We start from the raw sequence: 18084 nt of genomic DNA, 5'->3' as shown, positions 1-18084 counted from the left end.
ACAGATTGTCTGATAAATTGTTAAAGAGCAGTGAGTTACGCGCTTTCGCTTGCTAACTCGAGGTGGCGTATATTACGCTTTCCTCTTTCAGAGTCAAGCGTTTATTTTCGCTTTTCATCTGGCTGACGAGCCGGTTTGTAAGCCGTTGTGCCGTGTCAGTGGAGGCGCAGTATAGGGATTTTCTGGAAGCTGACAACCCCTATTTTCAAAATAATTACCGACCGCACATTTTTTAGGCGTTAAGCTTATTTTTAGCGCGCTTTTATCGCTTTTGGCAGGTCTGCGAGGCTATTAATGACAAAATCAGCTGCAGCTTCGCTTTGCTCAGTGACTGGCTTACCAGTACGAACCAGTACTTTTGTCCCTACTTGTGCAGCTGACGCTGCCTGCATGTCTTCCAATTTGTCGCCAACCATATATGAAGAAGCCATATCTATATGAAGGAACTCTTGAGCAGAGAGCAACATGCCCGGTTGCGGTTTACGGCAATCACAGGTTTGGCGAAACTCTTCTATTATTGCATCTGGGTGATGCGGGCAATAATAGATACCATCCAGGTCAACACCGCGGTCTGCTAAAGACCAGTCCATCCACTCTGTCAGATTTTCAAAATCATCTTCCGTAAACATGCCACGGGCGATACCTGATTGGTTGGTGACAAGAACCAATGCATAGCCCATTGCTTTTAACTCACGCATTGCGTCAATCACACCATCAATGAACTCGAACTGATCAACTTCATGGACATAGCCATGATCAACATTAATGGTGCCATCACGATCGAGAAAAATAGCGGGAACAGACTGTGCCACTTGGAAACTCCTGAAACTGGGATTATTAGCCGTAGTATCGCATGATTTCTTATCCGGGCGAGAACAGACAATCATTCGCGGATTGATTTAGACGTCTGGATGCCTTAACATCCATATCGATAGCGGTCATCGCCCGTTATCGGCAGCAGAAAATGCCACGGCTTACACTCATACGATAATAAATAACCTAATGATTAAACTTTCGAATATCACCAAAGTGTTCCAACAAGGGAATCGCAGCATACAGGCGTTGAATAACGTCAGCCTGCATGTTCCTGCTGGGCAAATTTATGGCGTGATCGGCGCATCCGGAGCTGGGAAGAGCACTCTTATCCGCTGTGTAAATCTGCTTGAGCGCCCAACAGAGGGTTCAGTACTGGTCGATGGTCAGGAGCTGACAACACTTTCTGAAGGGCAGCTCACCAAAGCGCGCCGTCAGATTGGCATGATTTTCCAGCACTTTAATTTACTCTCTTCCCGTACCGTCTATGGCAACATTGCATTGCCATTAGAGTTGGACAATACGCCGCGCGAAGAAATCAAACGTCGCGTATCTGAATTACTTGATTTGGTCGGCCTGAGTGAAAAACATGATGCATACCCTGCCAATCTTTCTGGCGGGCAAAAACAGCGTGTCGCTATTGCTCGTGCACTGGCCAGCAATCCTAAAGTGTTGTTGTGTGATGAGGCCACCAGCGCACTCGACCCAGCAACAACGCGTTCGATTCTCGAACTACTGAAAGATATTAACCGCCGCCTTGGTCTGACTATTCTATTAATTACCCATGAAATGGATGTTGTTAAACGCATCTGTGACTGCGTTGCGGTCATTAGCGACGGTGAGTTAATAGAACAAGATACCGTAAGCGAAGTGTTCTCTCATCCAAAGACACCGCTGGCACAACAGTTTATTCAATCCACTTTGCATCTGGATATTCCGGAAGATTACGCACAGCGTTTGAGCGCCGATAAAAGCAAAACAACAGTTCCTTTACTGCGCCTGGAATTTACCGGCCAGTCTGTTGATGCTCCGCTACTTTCCGAAACCGCCCGCCGCTTTAATGTGAACAGCAATATTATCAGCGCGCAGATGGATTACGCCGGCGGCGTGAAGTTCGGCATTATACTGTGTGAATTGCATGGTGAACATCAGGATATGGACGCTGCTATCACATACCTGCAGCAGCAACATGTAAAAGTAGAGGTGCTGGGTTATGTCTGAGCCAATGATGTGGTTACTGTTAAAAGGCGTGTATGAAACGCTGGCGATGACTTTTGTGTCTGGCTTCTTTGGCTTCGTTCTTGGTTTGCCTGTCGGTGTGCTTCTTTATATTACACGTCCGGGGCAAATCAGCGCGAACGCTAAGCTTTATAACAGCCTTTCGGCGTTAGTGAATATCTTCCGTTCTATCCCGTTCATTATATTGCTGGTATGGATGATTCCATTTACCCGAATGATTGTAGGAACGTCGATTGGCCTGCAAGCGGCTATCGTGCCGTTAACCGTAGGCGCAGCACCGTTTATCGCTCGTATGGTAGAAAATGCCCTATTGGAAATCCCTTCGGGCCTGATTGAAGCTTCGCGTGCAATGGGCGCAACACCAATGCAGATTATTCGCAAAGTTCTGCTACCAGAAGCACTACCGGGTCTGGTGAATGCTGCAACCATCACGCTGATTACACTGGTTGGCTATTCTGCTATGGGTGGTGCTGTTGGTGCCGGAGGCTTAGGTCAGATTGGTTATCAGTACGGTTATATCGGTTATAACGCTACCGTGATGAATACGGTATTAGTGTTATTGGTGGTATTAGTGTATTTAATTCAATTCTCAGGCGATCGTATCGTCCGGGCAGTGACTCACAAATAATACGTTCAACACAACATCGTTTTTACACATAGTAAGGAAGGGATATGTCTTTTAAATTTAAAACCTTTGCGGCAGTTGGTGCTCTGATTGGTTCTCTGGCACTTGTGGGTTGCGGTCAGGACGAGAAAGATCCAAACCATATTAAAGTTGGCGTCATCGTTGGTGCTGAACAGCAGGTTGCTGAAGTTGCGCAGAAAGTCGCAAAAGAGAAATACGGCCTGGATGTTGAGCTGGTTACCTTTAACGATTACGTTCTGCCAAACGAAGCTCTGAGCAAAGGCGATATTGATGCTAACGCCTTCCAGCACAAACCATACCTGGATCAGCAGATTAAAGACCGTGGCTACAAACTGGTTTCTGTTGGTAACACATTCGTCTACCCAATTGCAGGCTACTCCAAAAAAATCAAATCATTGGATGAGCTGCAAACTGGCGCACAGATTGCTCTGCCAAACGACCCAACTAACCTTGGCCGTTCCCTGTTGCTGCTGCAGAAACAAGGTCTGATCAAACTGAAAGATGGTGTTGGCCTGCTGCCAACAGTTCTGGATGTGACTGAGAATCCTAAAAACCTGAAGCTGGTTGAGTTGGAAGCGCCACAACTGCCACGTTCTTTGGATGATGCTCAGATTGCTCTGGCTATCATCAATACCACTTACGCAAGCCAGATTGGCCTGACTCCAGCGAAAGACGGTATCTTCGTTGAAGATAAAGACTCTCCATATGTGAACATGATCGTTTCCCGTGAAGACAACAAAGATGCTGAAAACGTGAAGAAATTTGTTCAGGCTTACCAGTCTGACGAAGTTTACGAAGCAGCAAACAAAGTCTTCAACGGCGGTGCAGTAAAAGGCTGGTAAGTTTCCATTCTTCTATTTTTGCGTAAATAATCTAAGACGGGCTTATGCCCGTCTTGTTATTTGTACGAGAGCTTGGTTCAATAATCGCGTTTTATCATTCATTGAGGAAAAATTATGCGTGCTTTACCGATCTGTTTATTAGCAGTCATGCTGAGCGGCTGTACGATGCTAAGCAGATCCCCTGTTGAACCTGTTAAAAGCACTGCAACAGCGCCGACGCCAGAACCTGCTAAGCCTAAAGCTCCACGTCCAGCACCAGTAAGAATCTATACCAATGCTGAAGAGTTAGTCGGTAAACCTTTCCGCGACCTCGGTGAAGTCAGCGGTGATTCATGCCAGGTTAGCAATCAGGATTCGCCACCGAATATCCCAACAGCTCGCAAACGCTTACAAGTAAACGCCTCAAAAATGAAAGCAAATGCGGTCTTACTACATAGCTGTGATGTCACCAGCGGTACGCCAGGGTGTTACCGTCAGGCTGTTTGCGTTGGTTCGGCGTTAAACGTTTCTGCAAAATGACTGCATTTAGTTTCGAGCAAATTGGCGTTATCCGCTCTCCTTATAAAGAGAAGTTTGCCGTCCCCCGCCAACCAGGTTTAGTCACTGATGGCGGTGGCGAATTGCATTTACAACCTCCCTACAATGTGGCGGATGCCGTTCGTGGCCTCGAAGGTTTTAGTCATCTATGGCTGCTATTTGTCTTTCACCAAACGATGGAAGGTGGCTGGCGGCCTACAGTTCGTCCACCGCGCCTGGGCGGGAATACGCGTATGGGAGTTTTTGCCACGCGTTCAACCTTCCGGCCAAACCCCATCGGCATGTCGCTGGTTGAACTGAAAGGTGTTCGTTGCCAAAAAGATCAAGTTATTTTGCAGCTAGGCAGTCTGGATTTAGTCGATGGCACCCCCATCGTTGATATCAAACCTTACCTGCCGTTTGCGGAAGCCGTGCCAGAAGCCATAGCGGGTTATGCGCAAAACGCCCCCGCAGCCGATATGCCGGTATATTTTACAGCTGATGTGCAGCAGCAATTACCGGTGTTGGATAAACGTTATCCTTATATTGAGCGTTTCATCCGCCAGGTGCTCGCACAAGACCCTCGTCCGGCCTATCGTAAAACGGAAGATGCGGGTAAAACCTACGCCGTTTTATTGCTGGATTTCAATGTTCGCTGGCGTGTAACAGACGAAGGTTCAGAAGTGTTTGCAATTGAGACCCGTTAATTTATCGCCCTTCTCTTTTGACATTCCGGCCACACTGGTAAACTAAAACACTTATTTTGCATCAGGCTACTCAGGTAGCCAGTTATCTGCCGTTCAAATGGAACCGTAACAACATGCGTACTAGCCAATATCTGCTCTCCACACTGAAGGAGACACCAGCCGACGCTGAGGTCATCAGCCACCAACTGATGCTGCGTGCCGGGATGATCCGCAAACTCGCTTCTGGTTTGTATACCTGGTTGCCGACCGGTCTGCGCGTCCTGAAAAAAGTCGAAAACATCGTGCGTGAAGAGATGAACAACGCCGGTGCCATCGAGATGTGCATGCCCGTGGTTCAGCCCGCAGATTTGTGGCAGGAGAGCGGTCGTTGGGAACAGTATGGCCCAGAGTTGCTGCGTTTTGTTGATCGCGGCGATCGCCCATTTGTTCTCGGCCCAACACACGAAGAAGTCATCACTGACCTGATTCGTAACGAACTGAGTTCTTACAAACAACTGCCACTGAACTTCTTCCAGATCCAGACGAAGTTCCGTGACGAAGTCCGCCCACGTTTCGGCGTCATGCGTTCCCGTGAATTCCTGATGAAAGATGCTTACTCTTTCCATACCTCTCAGGAATCCCTGCAGGAAACTTATGATGCAATGTATCAAGCCTACAGCAAAATCTTCACCCGTATGGGTCTGGATTTCCGCGCGGTAGAAGCGGATACCGGTTCAATCGGTGGCAGCGCATCTCACGAATTCCAGGTGCTGGCTCAGTGTGGTGAAGATGATGTTATCTTCTCAACCGAATCTGATTTTGCAGCGAACATCGAATTTGCTGAAGCAGTCGCTCCGGCTGGCGGTCGTGCGGCACCAACCGTTGAAATGACGCAGATCGACACCCCGAATGCGAAAACCATCGCTGAGTTGGTTGAACAGTTCAACCTGCCGGTAGAAAAAACCGTTAAGACTTTGATGGTTAAAGCTACCGAAGGCAGCGCTTACCCGCTGGTCGCTCTGCTGGTTCGAGGCGATCATGAACTGAATGAAGTTAAAGCAGAAAAACTGCCACAAGTTGCTAGCCCGCTGACTTTCGCGACCGAAGAAGAAATTCGTGCCGTCGCTAAAGCAGGTCCTGGCTCACTTGGCCCAATCAATCTACCAATCCCTGTTGTGATTGACCGTACCGTTGCTGTAATGAGCGATTTCGCGGCAGGCGCAAACATCGACGGTAAACACTTCGTTGGTATTAACTGGGAACGTGATGTTGCGCTGCCAGAAGTTGCTGATATCCGTAACGTTGTTGAAGGTGATCCAAGCCCGGACGGTAAAGGTACCCTGCTGATTAAGCGCGGTATCGAAGTGGGCCATATCTTCCAGCTTGGCACTAAGTATTCAGAAGCGATGAAAGCTTCAGTTCAGGGTGAAGATGGCCGTAACCAGACGCTAACCATGGGTTGCTACGGTATCGGTGTGACTCGCGTAGTTGCTGCTGCAATCGAACAGAACAATGACGAGCGTGGCATTGTGTGGCCAGATGCAATCGCACCATTCCAGGTTGCGATTCTGCCAATGAACATGCACAAATCTTTCCGCGTGAAAGAACTGGCTGAAGAGCTGTACTCAACTCTGCGTGCCAAAGGCATCGACGTATTAATGGATGACCGTAAAGAGCGTCCAGGCGTGATGTTTGCCGATATGGAACTGATTGGTATTCCTCATACTGTCGTTATCGGCGATCGCAACCTTGATAGCGAAGAAGTTGAATACAAAAACCGCCGTGAAGGTGAGAAGCAGATGATCAAAACCGGCGAAATCATTGATTTCTTGCTGGCACAGATTCAACGCTAAGACTGGCGTATAAAGTAAAAAGCCCCGCTAAGTGATTAGCGGGGCTTTTTTATATCCACTTGTTTATCAATCGTGGCAGCTTTTCTTAGGCTCAAATTTGGCTGCTCGGTCTGCAACGACTGTTTTCTTCAACTCGCCGCTATCTGGTGATGCCTGCAATGTAAAGTGAGCATCAACCACCAGCAATACCGGCTGATAATCCTCACCCCGCGCTGCCGCATATCCACGTTCCAGTTCTGCGTTACTGGCCACAGCGAATGTTTTCCCTGTAGAGCAATCCTGGAAAATCGCCGCATCAGCCATGTACTTATACATGCCTTTCATGGTCATTGGCGTTGCAGGTAACGCTTCTTTACTTGGCGTCAGAGTGTAAGTGAGCTGAGACTCAATCAAGTTACCTGCCCTATCCAACATCTCCAGGTTATCGCCTTTCGGGCGGAAATAGAGTTTTTCGCCGTCGCGTTCAGTGAGAACCAATTTATCCGCGGTACGTGCCCAACTTCCGTAAGAGGCAAAGACTGAAGGTTCTTTCACGCCCTGATAACGTTGATTCATCACCCAGGTACCGTCTTTTTCCAAAAACAGCGACGTTTCAATCCCTGAACAATCCGCGCAAGGTAAAACCCCTTTGTAACTTTGCTGCATTGGCTGTAGCTCTGCGGCTTGAGCAGGCTGTAACGTTTGAACTTCAGCCCGGTTATTACAGCCAAAAAGTGCAAACAAGCTACACACAGCGATAGCTGACAATAGAATCTTTTTCACCATCTCTTCCTTCTTCTGGTCAATATCTTTGCCGTTCGTCATTCAGGGCGACGGACTTTCCCGCGTAATGATTTCGTCGTTGATTTCTGTGATTTCGATGCGAGACGGCGCTCTTTCGATGCACGCGTAGGTCGTGTGGCTCGTCGGTTTTTTTGCTCAACAGTTAACTCTTGAATCAATGAAATCAGCCTTGCTACTGCAGCTTCACGATTCATTTCCTGACTACGGTACTCCTGCGCCTTTATCACCACCACGCCATCGGGCGTAATAAGATGGTGGCTGGCCGCCAGCAAACGTTCTTTATAATACTCTGGCAGGCTGGAGGCCCGGATGTCAAAACGCAAATGAATTGCCGTTGAGGTTTTATTCACATGCTGGCCGCCCGCTCCCTGCGCGCGGATAGCCGTAATAGTGACCTCACTGTCCGGTATTGCAATCGTTCGTGACACTTCGATCATTAATGATGCTGCCAGGCCGTAAAGTGAATTTCGAGATTATTCTCAGCATCAGATAACCAGATTGCACCGTCCTGAATGGTGGCCTGTAAGTTCATCGAACGTGTACCAAATTCGCACAGCTTCGCCAGTTGCTCATCATCCAGATACCAGATAGACAAGTTTTGGTATTGCTTGAGTTTGTTCTGATGCTGCTGCCACCAGACTTCAGCGGCACGACTGTTATAAGTAAACAGCGCCACTTCACCAGACTGGCTACAGGCTTTTTTCAGGCGTTTTTCATCTGGCAGACCTAGTTCAATCCATAGGTCGATACCCATATGGTCGTTACGCTGCCAGATTTCCGGTTCTTCTTCTGCGCTTAAACCCCGGCTGAATTGCAGACGCTCGTTAGCGTATTTAATCCACGCCAGCAGACGCAGCATCATACGTTCTTGCGTTTCCGAAGGATGGCGCGCAAGCGTCAGATTGCTATCCAGGAACTGATTGCGATCGAGATCGGCAACATTCACCATCGCTTTATAGATTGTTGCTTTTAACGCCATCACACTTCTCCGAACTCAATTAGGCGCTCATTGTAACCAAAACCTCGCTAAAACGCTGTTATGTATTCACTCAAGTAGAGGGGTGCGCTGCTGATATCGGTTTCATGCCTGTGGTATAGTCACCTTGCTAAACAGAGTTTATCTTCGTAGGCTTAACTGGCATCACACGATTAAGTCTGAGGTCGGGACTCTGAAAGGAGGGCGTGTGGAAAAGTATTGTGAATTAGTACGAAAGCGCTATGCGGAAATAGCCAGCGGAGATTTAGGTTACATTCCCGATGCACTGGGCTGCGTCTTGAAGGTGCTGAACGAAGTGGCTTCCAACGAAGCACAACCAGAATCTATTAGGGAACAGGCGGCGTATGCGGCCGCGAACTTACTGGTGAGCGACTATGTCAATGAATGATGCCTATCAACCCATCAATTGTGATGATTATGACAATCTCGAGCTCGCCTGCCAGCAGAACTTAATACTGACGCTGGAGTTGAAGAGCGGAGAAGTTTTCAAGGCGAAAGCCAGTGATTTGGTGTCTCGTAAAAACATCGAATACTTGATTCTCGATGATGCCGGTACCACTCGCGAAGTTCGTCTCGATAAAATTGCCAGCTTCAGCCATCCTGAAATTGGTACTGTCGTAGTTAGCGAATCCTGATACGCAAAGTATCCGCATGCGTGGGCAGCCTTGGGGCTGCCCTTTTTTATGGCTTCATTGAAGCGTAATAAGCAGCCAAATTGCTGATATCCTCGTCGGAAAGGCCACTTACATAAGCCTTCATCACTTCAGCTTGCCCACCACTACGCTCGCCCTTTTTATATGCCTTCAACGAGTGTTCAAGATACGCCTCGTTTTGCCCGGCAAGATTCGGGTACATCGGCACGGAAACTTTCCCCGTAGCCCCGTGGCACGCCACGCACATCATGGCTTTTTGCTCACCTGCAGCGGCATCACCTTTTGCCAGTACCGGTTGAGCACACAATAATATGCCCGCTAAAATAATGATTCTCTTCATGATTTATTCTCCTTTTGCCAGTCGACATGCCAGCATAATTCTTCCGTCGCCTTTCCATCCTGGGTAACAAAAACCCCAAGAGCGGCAATCAATTTTTCGCCGTAATATAACAGCGGCGTTCTTTCGCGCTGCCATGGCGCAATACCTGACTCTTGCCAGATCTTTTTCAAACTACGGCCACGTTCGCGCCCAACGATATGGAACTGTCCGGAAGCCTTAAAACGTACGGTAACGGGCTCGTCAACACCAGGTATGCGAACCTCCTGCCCAATAGATGCCAATTGAAGAGTGCCTAAGCCACCGGGCAATGTTAATGGCGCAAAAGGTGCAGACCAGGAAACGATCTCATCACCCAATCCGTTCATCAACGGCAACCAGTACAATGCCCCCTGATATCGGCGAACTTCAAAGCTGCCAAATTTCAAACGGGGGTTGGCATCTTCACGACTTGTTGCAACTTCATTCCACAGGCGTGCCAGCGCTGCTCGCGAAGGCATAGCTGCTTTCTGACGGCCAAACCAGCGGCGTAGCAACGCCGAACGCCGGATATCACTGAGCGGCTTTAGAGGCTCAATGAGTAATGAGCCATCGTCCTGAATCAGCGCCTCAAGTTGTTCGGCAAGCAACTCATCAAGTAATTGTTCTTGCTCTCCACATAACTCAGCGCTGCGGGCAACGCTTTGTGGGAAATGGGGCCAACGCTGTTGGATTTCAGGAATGACCCGCAACCTTAAGAAATTCCGATCGTAGCTATCATCCTGGTTACTTTCGTCTTCTATCCACGTTAATTGATGTTCATTAGCCCACGCTTCCAGAACTTTGCGCGTCTGCCCCAGCAATGGCCGGATTAATTCTGTCTCACCAAACGGCAAACGTTCAGGCATTGCGGCCAGCCCCGCAGGGCCACTTCCCCGCTTCAGGGCAAGTAGAAATGTTTCACACTGGTCATCAAGGTGCTGCGCCGTCAGCAAAATTTCGTCTGGTCGTATTGTTTCAGCCAGCGCCTGATAACGTGCTGCTCGCGCATGGGCTTCAATCCCTAATCCATCGTCTGCCAACTGCACTCGTTTTACTTCAAACGGTACGTTCCATTGTTCGCAAACTTGCTGGCAATGTTCGGCCCAATTATCGGCATAGGGGCTTAAACCGTGATGAATATGCATCGCACGAATTTGGAAGTTAGCACCATGAAGATCGCGAAGCGTGACCAGTTGATGAAGCAAAACCGTGGAATCCAGCCCACCACTAAACGCCACCAGCAAATGTGTGTGCGGTTGCAGTAATTTGTTGAGAAAACGAAGTGGCATAGTCAGTAATTAAAATAAGGATTTGCCCGGAACGTTACCGGGCAACAAGAAGTGAGGCAAGCGTTACTGCTGGTAAAGTTCTAACGGCAGCCCATCAGGGTCATTAAAGAAGGTAAAACGCTTATCGGTGAAAGGATCGATACGAACCGGCTCACACTTCACGCCGTGCTTTTCGAGGTGAACAATCGCGTTGTCGATATCATCCACGCTAAAAGCCAGATGGCGCAGCCCGCAGGCTTCCGGTCGGCTTGGTCTGGCGGGGGGGGAAGGAAACGAGAACAGCTCAATGACATATTGCCCGTTCAACGCCAAATCTCCTTTCCATGAATCCCGTTCCTCCCGGTACGCCTCAGCCTGTAGCGTGAAACCGAGAATATCGCAGTAAAAATGTTTACTGATCTGATAATCCGACGCGATGATCGCGATGTGGTGAACCTGCTTTAAACCCAGCATAAATGCTCCTTTGTTTTTTCTGCACGGTAACGATCGGGATCCGTTAAATCAAGGCGTCAAACCCTTTTTAAGACTCGTACACGGTAAATGCCATCCTCACCCAGTTTGGCTCCGTGAATGTCGGTTTCAAACCCAGGATAGTGCTCTCCAACTGAACACAGCATCAGCAGGAAATCGAGCACCGCACGGCTCTCGTTGGTAATCATCTCACCCGGCATCACAACCGGCACACCTGGCGGATACGGCAGGATCATGTTTGCTGAAACACGGTTTAGCAGTTGTTCTATTTCTACCGTTTCGACATTGCCTTTCACCTGCTGCTGATAAGCCTGATGCGGCGTTATTTTCATTTCCGGCAGCACATCGAAAGCGCGCAGCATCAGGTCAGAAAGATTGTGCTGCTTGATCAGTTTATGAATGCCCTGGGCCAAATCCTGAATGCGCATATTGCGGTAAAAATCAGGATCTTCCGCATACAAATCTGGCAGCATGTTTCTCACACGCAGGTTGAGATCGTAGGAGCGTTTAAACTCTGTCAAACCGCGCAACAAACTCAATGCTTTGGTTTTATCTATCCCAATACTGAACAAGAACAACAGGTTATATGGTCCTGTCTTTTCGACGACCACGCCACGTTCATCGAGGAATTTCGCCACCAGCGCCGCCGGAATTCCCTCTTCCGCCATCGTTCCTAATTCATCCATTCCCGGTGTCAGAATCGTGACTTTAATCGGGTCAAGATACATATGGTCGGCATCAGCATCTTTGAAACCGTGCCAGTCTTCTTCGCCAGGCGAAATCGGCCAGCAGGCGGCTTCGTCGATAAATTCAGGCTGCCAGATATCAAAGAACCAATCCTCCGATTCTTCGCGCAGACGCTGAACTTCCCGGCGAAAATGTAGCGCACGCTCAACGGAACGGTTAATCAAACGCTTACCGGGATTACCACGCAGCATGGCCGCCGCTGTTTCAATCGACGCGACTATTGGATAGCTTGGCGACGTGGTGGTGTGCATCATGTAGGCTTCGTTAAACGTTTCCTCGTCGTAATCCCCTTTGATATGGATTAGCGAAGCCTGCGACAGCGCCGCCAGAAGTTTGTGCGTGGACTGGGTTTCGTAGATGATTTTTCCCGGCACACGGTCGCCGCTCATGCCGCTCTTCCCCTGATAAATCGGGTGGAAGTTGGTGTACGGCACCCAGGCTGAATCAAAATGAATCGAAGGCACGTCCAGCGTTTGCTTAATAAATTCGGTGTTGTAGAGCAAACCGTCGTAGGTCGAATTGGTGATCACCGCATGCACCGGCCATTGCGCATCTTTTGTCGCGGCAACTTTTGCCTCGATGCTTTCACGCATAAATTCACGTTTAGGAATGCCACCCAAGATCCCTAATGCGTTGCGTGTCGGCTTAAGCCAGAGAGGAATCAAATCCGTCATCATCAGCAAATGAGTCAACGATTTGTGGCAGTTGCGGTCGATAAGCACCGTGCTGCCGGAAGGTGCGGCATACATGCCGACGATTTTGTTCGACGTTGATGTGCCGTTGGTCACCATATAACTCTGTTCGGCACCGAAAGTGCGGGCAATATATTCCTCGGCTTCCAGATGCGGGCCGGTGTGGTCAAGCAACGACCCCAACTCCGTCACCGAAATAGAGACATCAGCCTTAAGCGTGTTTGCGCCAAAGAAATCGTAGAACAGGCAGCCGACCGGGCTTTTCTGGTACGCCGTTCCCGCCATATGGCCCGGCGTGCAAAAGGTATATTTCCCTTCGTTCACATAGTTGAATAACGCTTTGGTTAACGGCGGGGTGATGTTATCCAGATACTCGTTGGTGTACTGACGGATGCGCAGGGCGATATCGTCGGCAGCACTGAGTGCGTATTCAAAGAACCACAGCGCCATGCGCATTTCGTTGACGCTGACATCCAGCGAGGAGTGCGTATTGATAAATGCATATAGCGGCAGATATTCATTCAGCTCATTTATTTCGCTGCATAAATCCAGGCTGTACTCGTCCCAGTCAAAAATGACGCCACAAATACGCGGATTATGTTCGATGAGTTTGAGCAGGTCGGTGCTGTTGGTTGGGTAAATCAGGCGAAAACCTTGTGCTTCCAGAGCCTGATGCAGTTCTTTAATTGGCTCGTCTTTATAGAAAACGCCGTGCGGCCCCATGATTGCAATAATGTTCAACGCTTACCTCCTGGAAAAAAACCCTCAGGTAAGCATAGTTTATTGAAAAGTGGCTGAGGACAAGTGCAGAGGTGTAAAGCTTCTTAAAGTGTGGATTTCAGATAATAAAAAAGGCCAGAATTTCTTCTGACCTTCTTCTTCAATATACCCGTTAGCATTCGAGTTGCAGGTAGGCGGCCAGGGAGCTTATCCCGATGAGCTTACTAAAGTAAGTGATTCGGGTAAGTGAGTGCAGCCAACGCCCCTGCAGCTTGAAGGATGATGGGTATATCACGCGTAGCCGTAACTCATCAGACGATGATAACGACGAGCCAGCAGCTCTTCGGTATTCAGCACGTCCAGATCGGCTAAATCTGCCAGCAGTTGCGCTTTCAGAGAAGCGGCCATTGCTTCCACGTTACGGTGTGCACCGCCCAGTGGTTCAGGAATGACGGAATCAATCAGTTTCAACTCTTTCAGACGTGGGGCAATAATGCCCATCGCTTCTGCAGCAATAGGGGCTTTATCAGCACTTTTCCACAGAATTGACGCACAGCCTTCTGGAGAGATAACAGAATAGGTGCTGTATTGCAGCATATTCACTTTATCGCCCACACCGATTGCCAACGCACCGCCAGAACCACCTTCGCCAATTACGGTACAGATGACAGGCACCTTCAGGCCAGACATTTCACGTAGGTTACGCGCGATAGCTTCTGACTGACCGCGCTCTTCCGCGCCCACGCCAGGATAGGCGCCTGGGGTGTCGATGAAGGTAATGATTGGCATCTTGAAACGCTCAGCCATTTCCATCAAACGCAGCGCTTTACGGTAGCCTTCTGGTGCTGGCATACCGAAGTTACGGCGGATCTTCTCTTTAGTCTCACGGCCTTTCTGATGGCCAATAACCATCACCGGGCGACCATCGAGACGCGCAATCCCGCCAACAATAGCTTTATCGTCAGCATACGCACGGTCACCCGCAAGTTCATCGAACTCATCAAAAGCGAGACGCAGGTAATCAAGCGTATACGGGCGCTGCGGGTGACGCGCCAGTTGAGCAATCTGCCATGCTCCTAAATCGGCGAAGATCTTACGTGTGAGTTCTACGCTTTTTTCACGCAGACGCTGCACTTCTTCGTCCAGATTAATATCTAACTTTTCATCCTGACGGCTAACTGCAGTCAGGGAATCAATTTTCGCTTCCAGCTCTGCAATCGGCTGTTCAAAATCGAGGAAATTCAGACTCATAATATTCCTGTATTAGTCAAACTCCAGTTCCACCTGCTCCGAGCCTATCAGCGAGCGAAGCTCATTGAGCAAACGATCGCTTGGGGAAACACGCCATGCCGCGCCGAAGCGCAAACGTGCTCGTGCATCCGCTCTCTGATAGTAGAGATGTACTGGAATGGTCCCCGAACGATGGGGTTCCAGAGACTGACGGAGACGGTTCAAAAGCTGGTCATCAATTTGCCTGTCCGTCAGCGAGATAGCAAGCCCACGCGCATACTTTTCGCGGGCCTCGTCTATGTCCATAACTTCGCGAGCGGTCATTTTAAGGCCACCGCTGAAGTCATCAAAGCTGACCTGTCCACTGACGATCAGGATACGGTCTTTTTCCAACAGATGCTGGTACTTTTCTAACGCATCTGTGAATAGCATCACTTCCAGGCGACCAGAACGGTCATCCAGAGTGCAGATGCCAATGCGATTGCCACGCTTGGTAACCATCACCCGCGAAGCAATCACCAGACCCGCAGCTGTGGTCATTTTACCACGTTCTGTCGGGTGCATCTCTTTCAGGCGCATGCCACCGACATAGCGCTCAATTTCTTTCAGATACTGCGTGATGGGGTGTCCAGTCAGGTATAGACCTAACGTTTCACGTTCGCCATCCAGTACCACTTGTTCTGGCCACGGAGTCACGCTGGCGTAGGACTGCTCAACCTGCTCCGGCTCATCGGCCAGCACACCGAACATATCCACCTGGCCGATGGCTTCGGCTTTCGCGTGTTGGTCAGCCGCTTTAAGTGCATCGGGCAGCGCATTCATTAATGCGGCGCGATGCGGTCCGAGGCGGTCAAATGCCCCGGACATCACTAATTTTTCAAGGATTCGTTTATTGAGTTTTTTAACGTCAGCTCGCGCACAGAGGTCGAATAACTCCCGGAAATAACCGCCTTTGTTACGCGCCTCAATTATCGCTTCAATCGGGCCTTCACCGACACCTTTAATCGCACCGATACCGTAAACAATTTCCCCGTCGTCATTAACGTGGAAATGGTACAGCCCGGAGTTAATATCCGGTGGCAGAATTTTCAGGCCCATGCGCCAGCATTCATCTACCAGGCCGACGATTTTCTCAGTGTTATCCATGTCAGCAGTCATCACCGCCGCCATAAACTCTGCCGGATAGTGCGCTTTTAACCACAGCGTCTGGTAGGAAACCAATGCATAAGCAGCTGAGTGAGATTTGTTAAACCCGTAACCGGCAAATTTCTCTACCAGGTCGAAGATCTTAATCGCCAGCTCACCATCAATGCCACGAGACTTCGCGCCATCTTCAAAACCACCACGCTGCTTCGCCATCTCGACCGGGTTCTTTTTACCCATCGCACGACGCAGCATATCCGCACCGCCCAGCGAGTATCCCGCCAGCACCTGCGCAATCTGCATCACCTGTTCTTGATACAGGATAATACCGTAAGTCGGCTCCAGCACCGGTTTCAGGCTTTCATGCTGCCATTGAATATCAGGGTAAGAGATGGCTTCACGCCCGTGTTTACGGTCGATAAAGTTATCAACCATGCCTGATTGCAGCGGGCCAGGGCGGAACAGCGCTACCAATGCGATCATATCTTCGAAGCAGTCAGGCTGCAGACGCTTGATAAGATCTTTCATGCCGCGGGATTCTAGCTGGAACACCGCTGTGGTTTCCGAGCGTTGCAGCATGTCGAAGCTTTTCTTATCTTCGAGCGGGATAGCGGCGATATCAATCGGATCTAAACCTTGCTTCGCCCGACGCGGGTTGATCATCTTCAACGCCCAGTCGATGATGGTCAGCGTACGCAAGCCCAGGAAGTCGAACTTCACAAGGCCCGCATATTCCACATCGTTTTTATCGAACTGGGTGACCGGGTTTTGGCCCTGGTCATCGCAATAAAGCGGAGCAAAGTCAGTAATTTTGGTTGGCGCAATTACCACGCCACCAGCATGTTTACCGGCGTTACGTGTTACGCCCTCAAGCTTACGCGCCATGTCGATAAGCGCTTTAACTTCTTCGTCAGCGTCGTACATTTCTGGAAGCTGCGGTTCAACTTCAAACGCTTTAGCAAGCGTCATCCCCGGATCGGGCGGGATCAGTTTAGAGATACGATCGACAAAGCCGTACGGGTGCCCCAGTACACGGCCCACATCGCGGATAACCGCTTTTGCCGCCATCGTACCAAAGGTAATAATCTGTGATACCGCCTCGCGCCCGTACATTTCGGCGACGTGGTCGATAACCCAATCGCGTTTTTCCATGCAAAAGTCGATATCGAAGTCAGGCATCGATACACGTTCCGGGTTAAGGAAACGTTCGAACAGCAGGTCAAATTCCAGCGGATCAAGATCGGTAATTTTCAGAGCATAAGCAACCAGTGAACCCGCACCAGAACCACGGCCAGGCCCTACCGGCACGCCGTTGTCTTTGGACCACTGGATAAATTCCATCACGATCAGGAAGTAGCCTGGGAAGCCCATCTGGTTGATAACTTTAAGCTCAATATCCAGACGCTCGTCGTACGGCTGCCTTTTCGCCGCACGCTCTTCAGGATCTTTGAACAAGAATTCCAGACGATCTTCGAGCCCTTCCTTAGACTTCATGACCAGGAAGTCTTCGGTCGACATATCACCAGTTGGGAACTGCGGTAGGAAGTACTCGCCCAGACGCACGGTAACGTTGCAACGTCTGGCGATTTCTACGCTGTTTTCCAGCGCTTCCGGGACGTCTGAAAAGAGCTCGCACATCTCCTCTTCAGTACGAAGATACTGCTGCGAAGAGTAATTACGCGGTCGTTTAGGGTCGTCAAGGGTAAAACCATCGTGGATAGCAACGCGGATTTCATGAGCATCAAAATCTGTGGACTCAATGAACCTTACATCGTTGGTTGCTACGACCGGCAAACCACGTTCATCGGCTAAAGCGACGGCGGCATGCAAATAGCTCTCTTCATCAGGACGACCTGTGCGAATCAGTTCCAGATAGAAGCGATCGGCAAAATATTGCTGGTAGAATTCCAGGCACAAATCAAGCTGTGCTGTATTCCCACGCAACAAGTTTTTGCCAATATCCCCCATGCGCCCACCAGAAAGAAGGATTAGCCCTTCGTTCAGTTCGCCAAGCCAGGCTCGGTCGATAATTGGGCCCGCAGCACCGTAACCACGCTGGTAAGCTTTAGAGATGAGCAACGTCAGGTTTTGATAACCGACATTGTTTGCGGCAAGCACGGTTAAATGGCTGAGTTCATCACCCAGCAATTCATTCGCAACGTTAAAATCTGCACCAATGATCGGCTTAAGCCCTGCACCATGCGCAGCACCATAGAATTTCACCAGCCCGCAGAGGTTGGTAAAATCAGTGATAGCAATTGCTGGCATCCCCATCGCCGCGGCTTTCTTCACCAGCGGAGCTGTTTTTGCCAGGCCATCAACCATGGAGTAGTCGCTGTGCACCCTAAGGTGCACGAAACGTGGTTCAGCCATTTCTCATTCCGTTTAGATGTGTAACGTACGTCC

Annotated in this window: 18 protein-coding genes; 8 read left to right on the top strand and 10 right to left on the bottom strand. The window is 49.6% G+C overall.

From position 1 onward, the window contains the following. Positions 1-251 precede the first annotated feature (251 nt). Positions 252-812 carry a D-glycero-beta-D-manno-heptose 1,7-bisphosphate 7-phosphatase gene (gene gmhB / locus LVQ79_RS19445; protein WP_151995019.1) on the bottom strand — a complete coding sequence of 187 codons (561 nt, stop codon included), beginning with the start codon at positions 810-812 and terminating at the stop codon, positions 252-254. Between the two features lie 190 nt (positions 813-1002). On the opposite strand from gmhB, the gene metN reads away from it, so the two are divergent. The 6 genes from metN to proS all read left to right on the top strand — a co-directional run bounded on the left by metN (position 1003) and on the right by proS (position 6595). Further along, positions 1003-2034, top strand: coding sequence for a methionine ABC transporter ATP-binding protein MetN (metN, locus tag LVQ79_RS19440; protein ID WP_232866203.1), 1032 nt, complete (start codon positions 1003-1005; stop codon positions 2032-2034). Further along, complete coding sequence (locus LVQ79_RS19435) at positions 2027-2680, top strand: methionine ABC transporter permease MetI (RefSeq protein WP_034493533.1); 654 nt, start codon at positions 2027-2029, stop codon at positions 2678-2680. Before metN ends, LVQ79_RS19435 begins: the two co-directional genes overlap by 8 nt. A gap of 44 nt (positions 2681-2724) precedes the next feature. Next, a complete protein-coding gene (metQ, locus tag LVQ79_RS19430; RefSeq protein WP_154151392.1) occupies positions 2725-3540 on the top strand; it encodes a methionine ABC transporter substrate-binding lipoprotein MetQ in 816 nt (271 codons plus the stop codon). A gap of 114 nt (positions 3541-3654) precedes the next feature. Continuing rightward, entirely contained in the window at positions 3655-4059 is a 405-nt protein-coding gene (rcsF, locus tag LVQ79_RS19425) for an envelope stress sensor lipoprotein RcsF (RefSeq protein WP_232866201.1), read from the top strand. Next, positions 4056-4763 (top strand): tRNA (N6-threonylcarbamoyladenosine(37)-N6)-methyltransferase TrmO, encoded by a 708-nt coding sequence (tsaA, locus tag LVQ79_RS19420; protein WP_232866200.1) that lies wholly within the window; start codon positions 4056-4058, stop codon positions 4761-4763. The genes rcsF and tsaA overlap by 4 nt, the downstream gene beginning before the upstream one ends. A 113-nt stretch (positions 4764-4876) precedes the next feature. Next, positions 4877-6595, top strand: a complete 1719-nt coding sequence (proS, locus tag LVQ79_RS19415; RefSeq protein WP_232866198.1) for a proline--tRNA ligase — start codon at positions 4877-4879, stop codon at positions 6593-6595. Positions 6596-6661: 66 nt separating this feature from the next. On the opposite strand, the gene nlpE is transcribed toward proS, so the two are convergent. From nlpE to LVQ79_RS19400, 3 genes are read right to left on the bottom strand one after another with little or no spacing between them, the layout of a single operon-like run. Beyond that, entirely contained in the window at positions 6662-7357 is a 696-nt protein-coding gene (gene nlpE, locus LVQ79_RS19410) for an envelope stress response activation lipoprotein NlpE (RefSeq protein ID WP_232866205.1), read from the bottom strand. A gap of 38 nt (positions 7358-7395) precedes the next feature. Next, complete coding sequence (arfB, locus tag LVQ79_RS19405; RefSeq protein ID WP_151995014.1) at positions 7396-7815, bottom strand: alternative ribosome rescue aminoacyl-tRNA hydrolase ArfB; 420 nt, start codon at positions 7813-7815, stop codon at positions 7396-7398. Next, entirely contained in the window at positions 7815-8357 is a 543-nt protein-coding gene (locus tag LVQ79_RS19400) for a YaeQ family protein (protein ID WP_151995013.1), read from the bottom strand. Before LVQ79_RS19400 ends, arfB begins: the two co-directional genes overlap by 1 nt. A gap of 205 nt (positions 8358-8562) precedes the next feature. On the opposite strand from LVQ79_RS19400, the gene LVQ79_RS19395 reads away from it, so the two are divergent. Beyond that, the gene (locus LVQ79_RS19395) at positions 8563-8763 is read left to right on the top strand and encodes a YaeP family protein (protein ID WP_064540227.1); all 201 of its coding nucleotides are present in this window, start codon (positions 8563-8565) and stop codon (positions 8761-8763) included. Further along, positions 8750-9010 carry a Rho-binding antiterminator gene (gene rof / locus LVQ79_RS19390; protein ID WP_151995012.1) on the top strand — a complete coding sequence of 87 codons (261 nt, stop codon included), beginning with the start codon at positions 8750-8752 and terminating at the stop codon, positions 9008-9010. The genes LVQ79_RS19395 and rof overlap by 14 nt, the downstream gene beginning before the upstream one ends. Positions 9011-9056: 46 nt before the next feature. Here the strand turns inward: rof and LVQ79_RS19385 are convergent, their stop codons facing one another. From LVQ79_RS19385 to dnaE, 6 genes are all read right to left on the bottom strand, one after another. Then, positions 9057-9368, bottom strand: coding sequence for a c-type cytochrome (locus tag LVQ79_RS19385; protein WP_233338012.1), 312 nt, complete (start codon positions 9366-9368; stop codon positions 9057-9059). Beyond that, on the bottom strand, positions 9365-10675 hold the full coding sequence (tilS, locus tag LVQ79_RS19380) for a tRNA lysidine(34) synthetase TilS (protein ID WP_232866196.1): 1311 nt from the start codon (positions 10673-10675) through the stop codon (positions 9365-9367). Before tilS ends, LVQ79_RS19385 begins: the two co-directional genes overlap by 4 nt. 63 nt (positions 10676-10738) lie before the next feature. Further along, positions 10739-11128 (bottom strand): VOC family protein, encoded by a 390-nt coding sequence (locus LVQ79_RS19375; protein WP_232866195.1) that lies wholly within the window; start codon positions 11126-11128, stop codon positions 10739-10741. Between the two features lie 56 nt (positions 11129-11184). Continuing rightward, on the bottom strand, positions 11185-13326 hold the full coding sequence (locus tag LVQ79_RS19370) for a lysine decarboxylase LdcC (protein WP_232866194.1): 2142 nt from the start codon (positions 13324-13326) through the stop codon (positions 11185-11187). A gap of 270 nt (positions 13327-13596) precedes the next feature. Continuing rightward, on the bottom strand, positions 13597-14556 hold the full coding sequence (gene accA, locus LVQ79_RS19365; protein WP_064516346.1) for an acetyl-CoA carboxylase carboxyl transferase subunit alpha: 960 nt from the start codon (positions 14554-14556) through the stop codon (positions 13597-13599). A 12-nt stretch (positions 14557-14568) separates the two neighbouring features. Beyond that, on the bottom strand, positions 14569-18051 hold the full coding sequence (gene dnaE, locus LVQ79_RS19360; RefSeq protein WP_232866193.1) for a DNA polymerase III subunit alpha: 3483 nt from the start codon (positions 18049-18051) through the stop codon (positions 14569-14571). Positions 18052-18084: the final 33 nt, after the last annotated feature.

Source organism: Buttiauxella cochleicola, assembly GCF_021282405.1.
Taxonomy (GTDB): Bacteria; Pseudomonadota; Gammaproteobacteria; order Enterobacterales; family Enterobacteriaceae; genus Buttiauxella; species Buttiauxella massiliensis.
This window is presented reverse-complemented; position numbering and strand designations above follow the sequence as displayed.

Excerpts from the sequence above, each read along its gene's own strand:
- metN (WP_232866203.1), top strand. The coding sequence starts at position 1,003 with ATGATTAAACTTTCGAATATCACCAAAGTGTTCCAACAAGGGAATCGC.
- LVQ79_RS19435 (WP_034493533.1), top strand. The coding sequence starts at position 2,027 with ATGTCTGAGCCAATGATGTGGTTACTGTTAAAAGGCGTGTATGAAACG.
- metQ (WP_154151392.1), top strand. The coding sequence starts at position 2,725 with ATGTCTTTTAAATTTAAAACCTTTGCGGCAGTTGGTGCTCTGATTGGT.
- rcsF (WP_232866201.1), top strand. The coding sequence starts at position 3,655 with ATGCGTGCTTTACCGATCTGTTTATTAGCAGTCATGCTGAGCGGCTGT.
- tsaA (WP_232866200.1), top strand. The coding sequence starts at position 4,056 with ATGACTGCATTTAGTTTCGAGCAAATTGGCGTTATCCGCTCTCCTTAT.
- proS (WP_232866198.1), top strand. The coding sequence starts at position 4,877 with ATGCGTACTAGCCAATATCTGCTCTCCACACTGAAGGAGACACCAGCC.
- arfB (WP_151995014.1), bottom strand. The coding sequence starts at position 7,815 with ATGATCGAAGTGTCACGAACGATTGCAATACCGGACAGTGAGGTCACT.
- LVQ79_RS19400 (WP_151995013.1), bottom strand. The coding sequence starts at position 8,357 with ATGGCGTTAAAAGCAACAATCTATAAAGCGATGGTGAATGTTGCCGAT.
- rof (WP_151995012.1), top strand. The coding sequence starts at position 8,750 with ATGTCAATGAATGATGCCTATCAACCCATCAATTGTGATGATTATGAC.
- LVQ79_RS19385 (WP_233338012.1), bottom strand. The coding sequence starts at position 9,368 with ATGAAGAGAATCATTATTTTAGCGGGCATATTATTGTGTGCTCAACCG.
- tilS (WP_232866196.1), bottom strand. The coding sequence starts at position 10,675 with ATGCCACTTCGTTTTCTCAACAAATTACTGCAACCGCACACACATTTG.
- LVQ79_RS19375 (WP_232866195.1), bottom strand. The coding sequence starts at position 11,128 with ATGCTGGGTTTAAAGCAGGTTCACCACATCGCGATCATCGCGTCGGAT.
- accA (WP_064516346.1), bottom strand. The coding sequence starts at position 14,556 with ATGAGTCTGAATTTCCTCGATTTTGAACAGCCGATTGCAGAGCTGGAA.
- dnaE (WP_232866193.1), bottom strand. The coding sequence starts at position 18,051 with ATGGCTGAACCACGTTTCGTGCACCTTAGGGTGCACAGCGACTACTCC.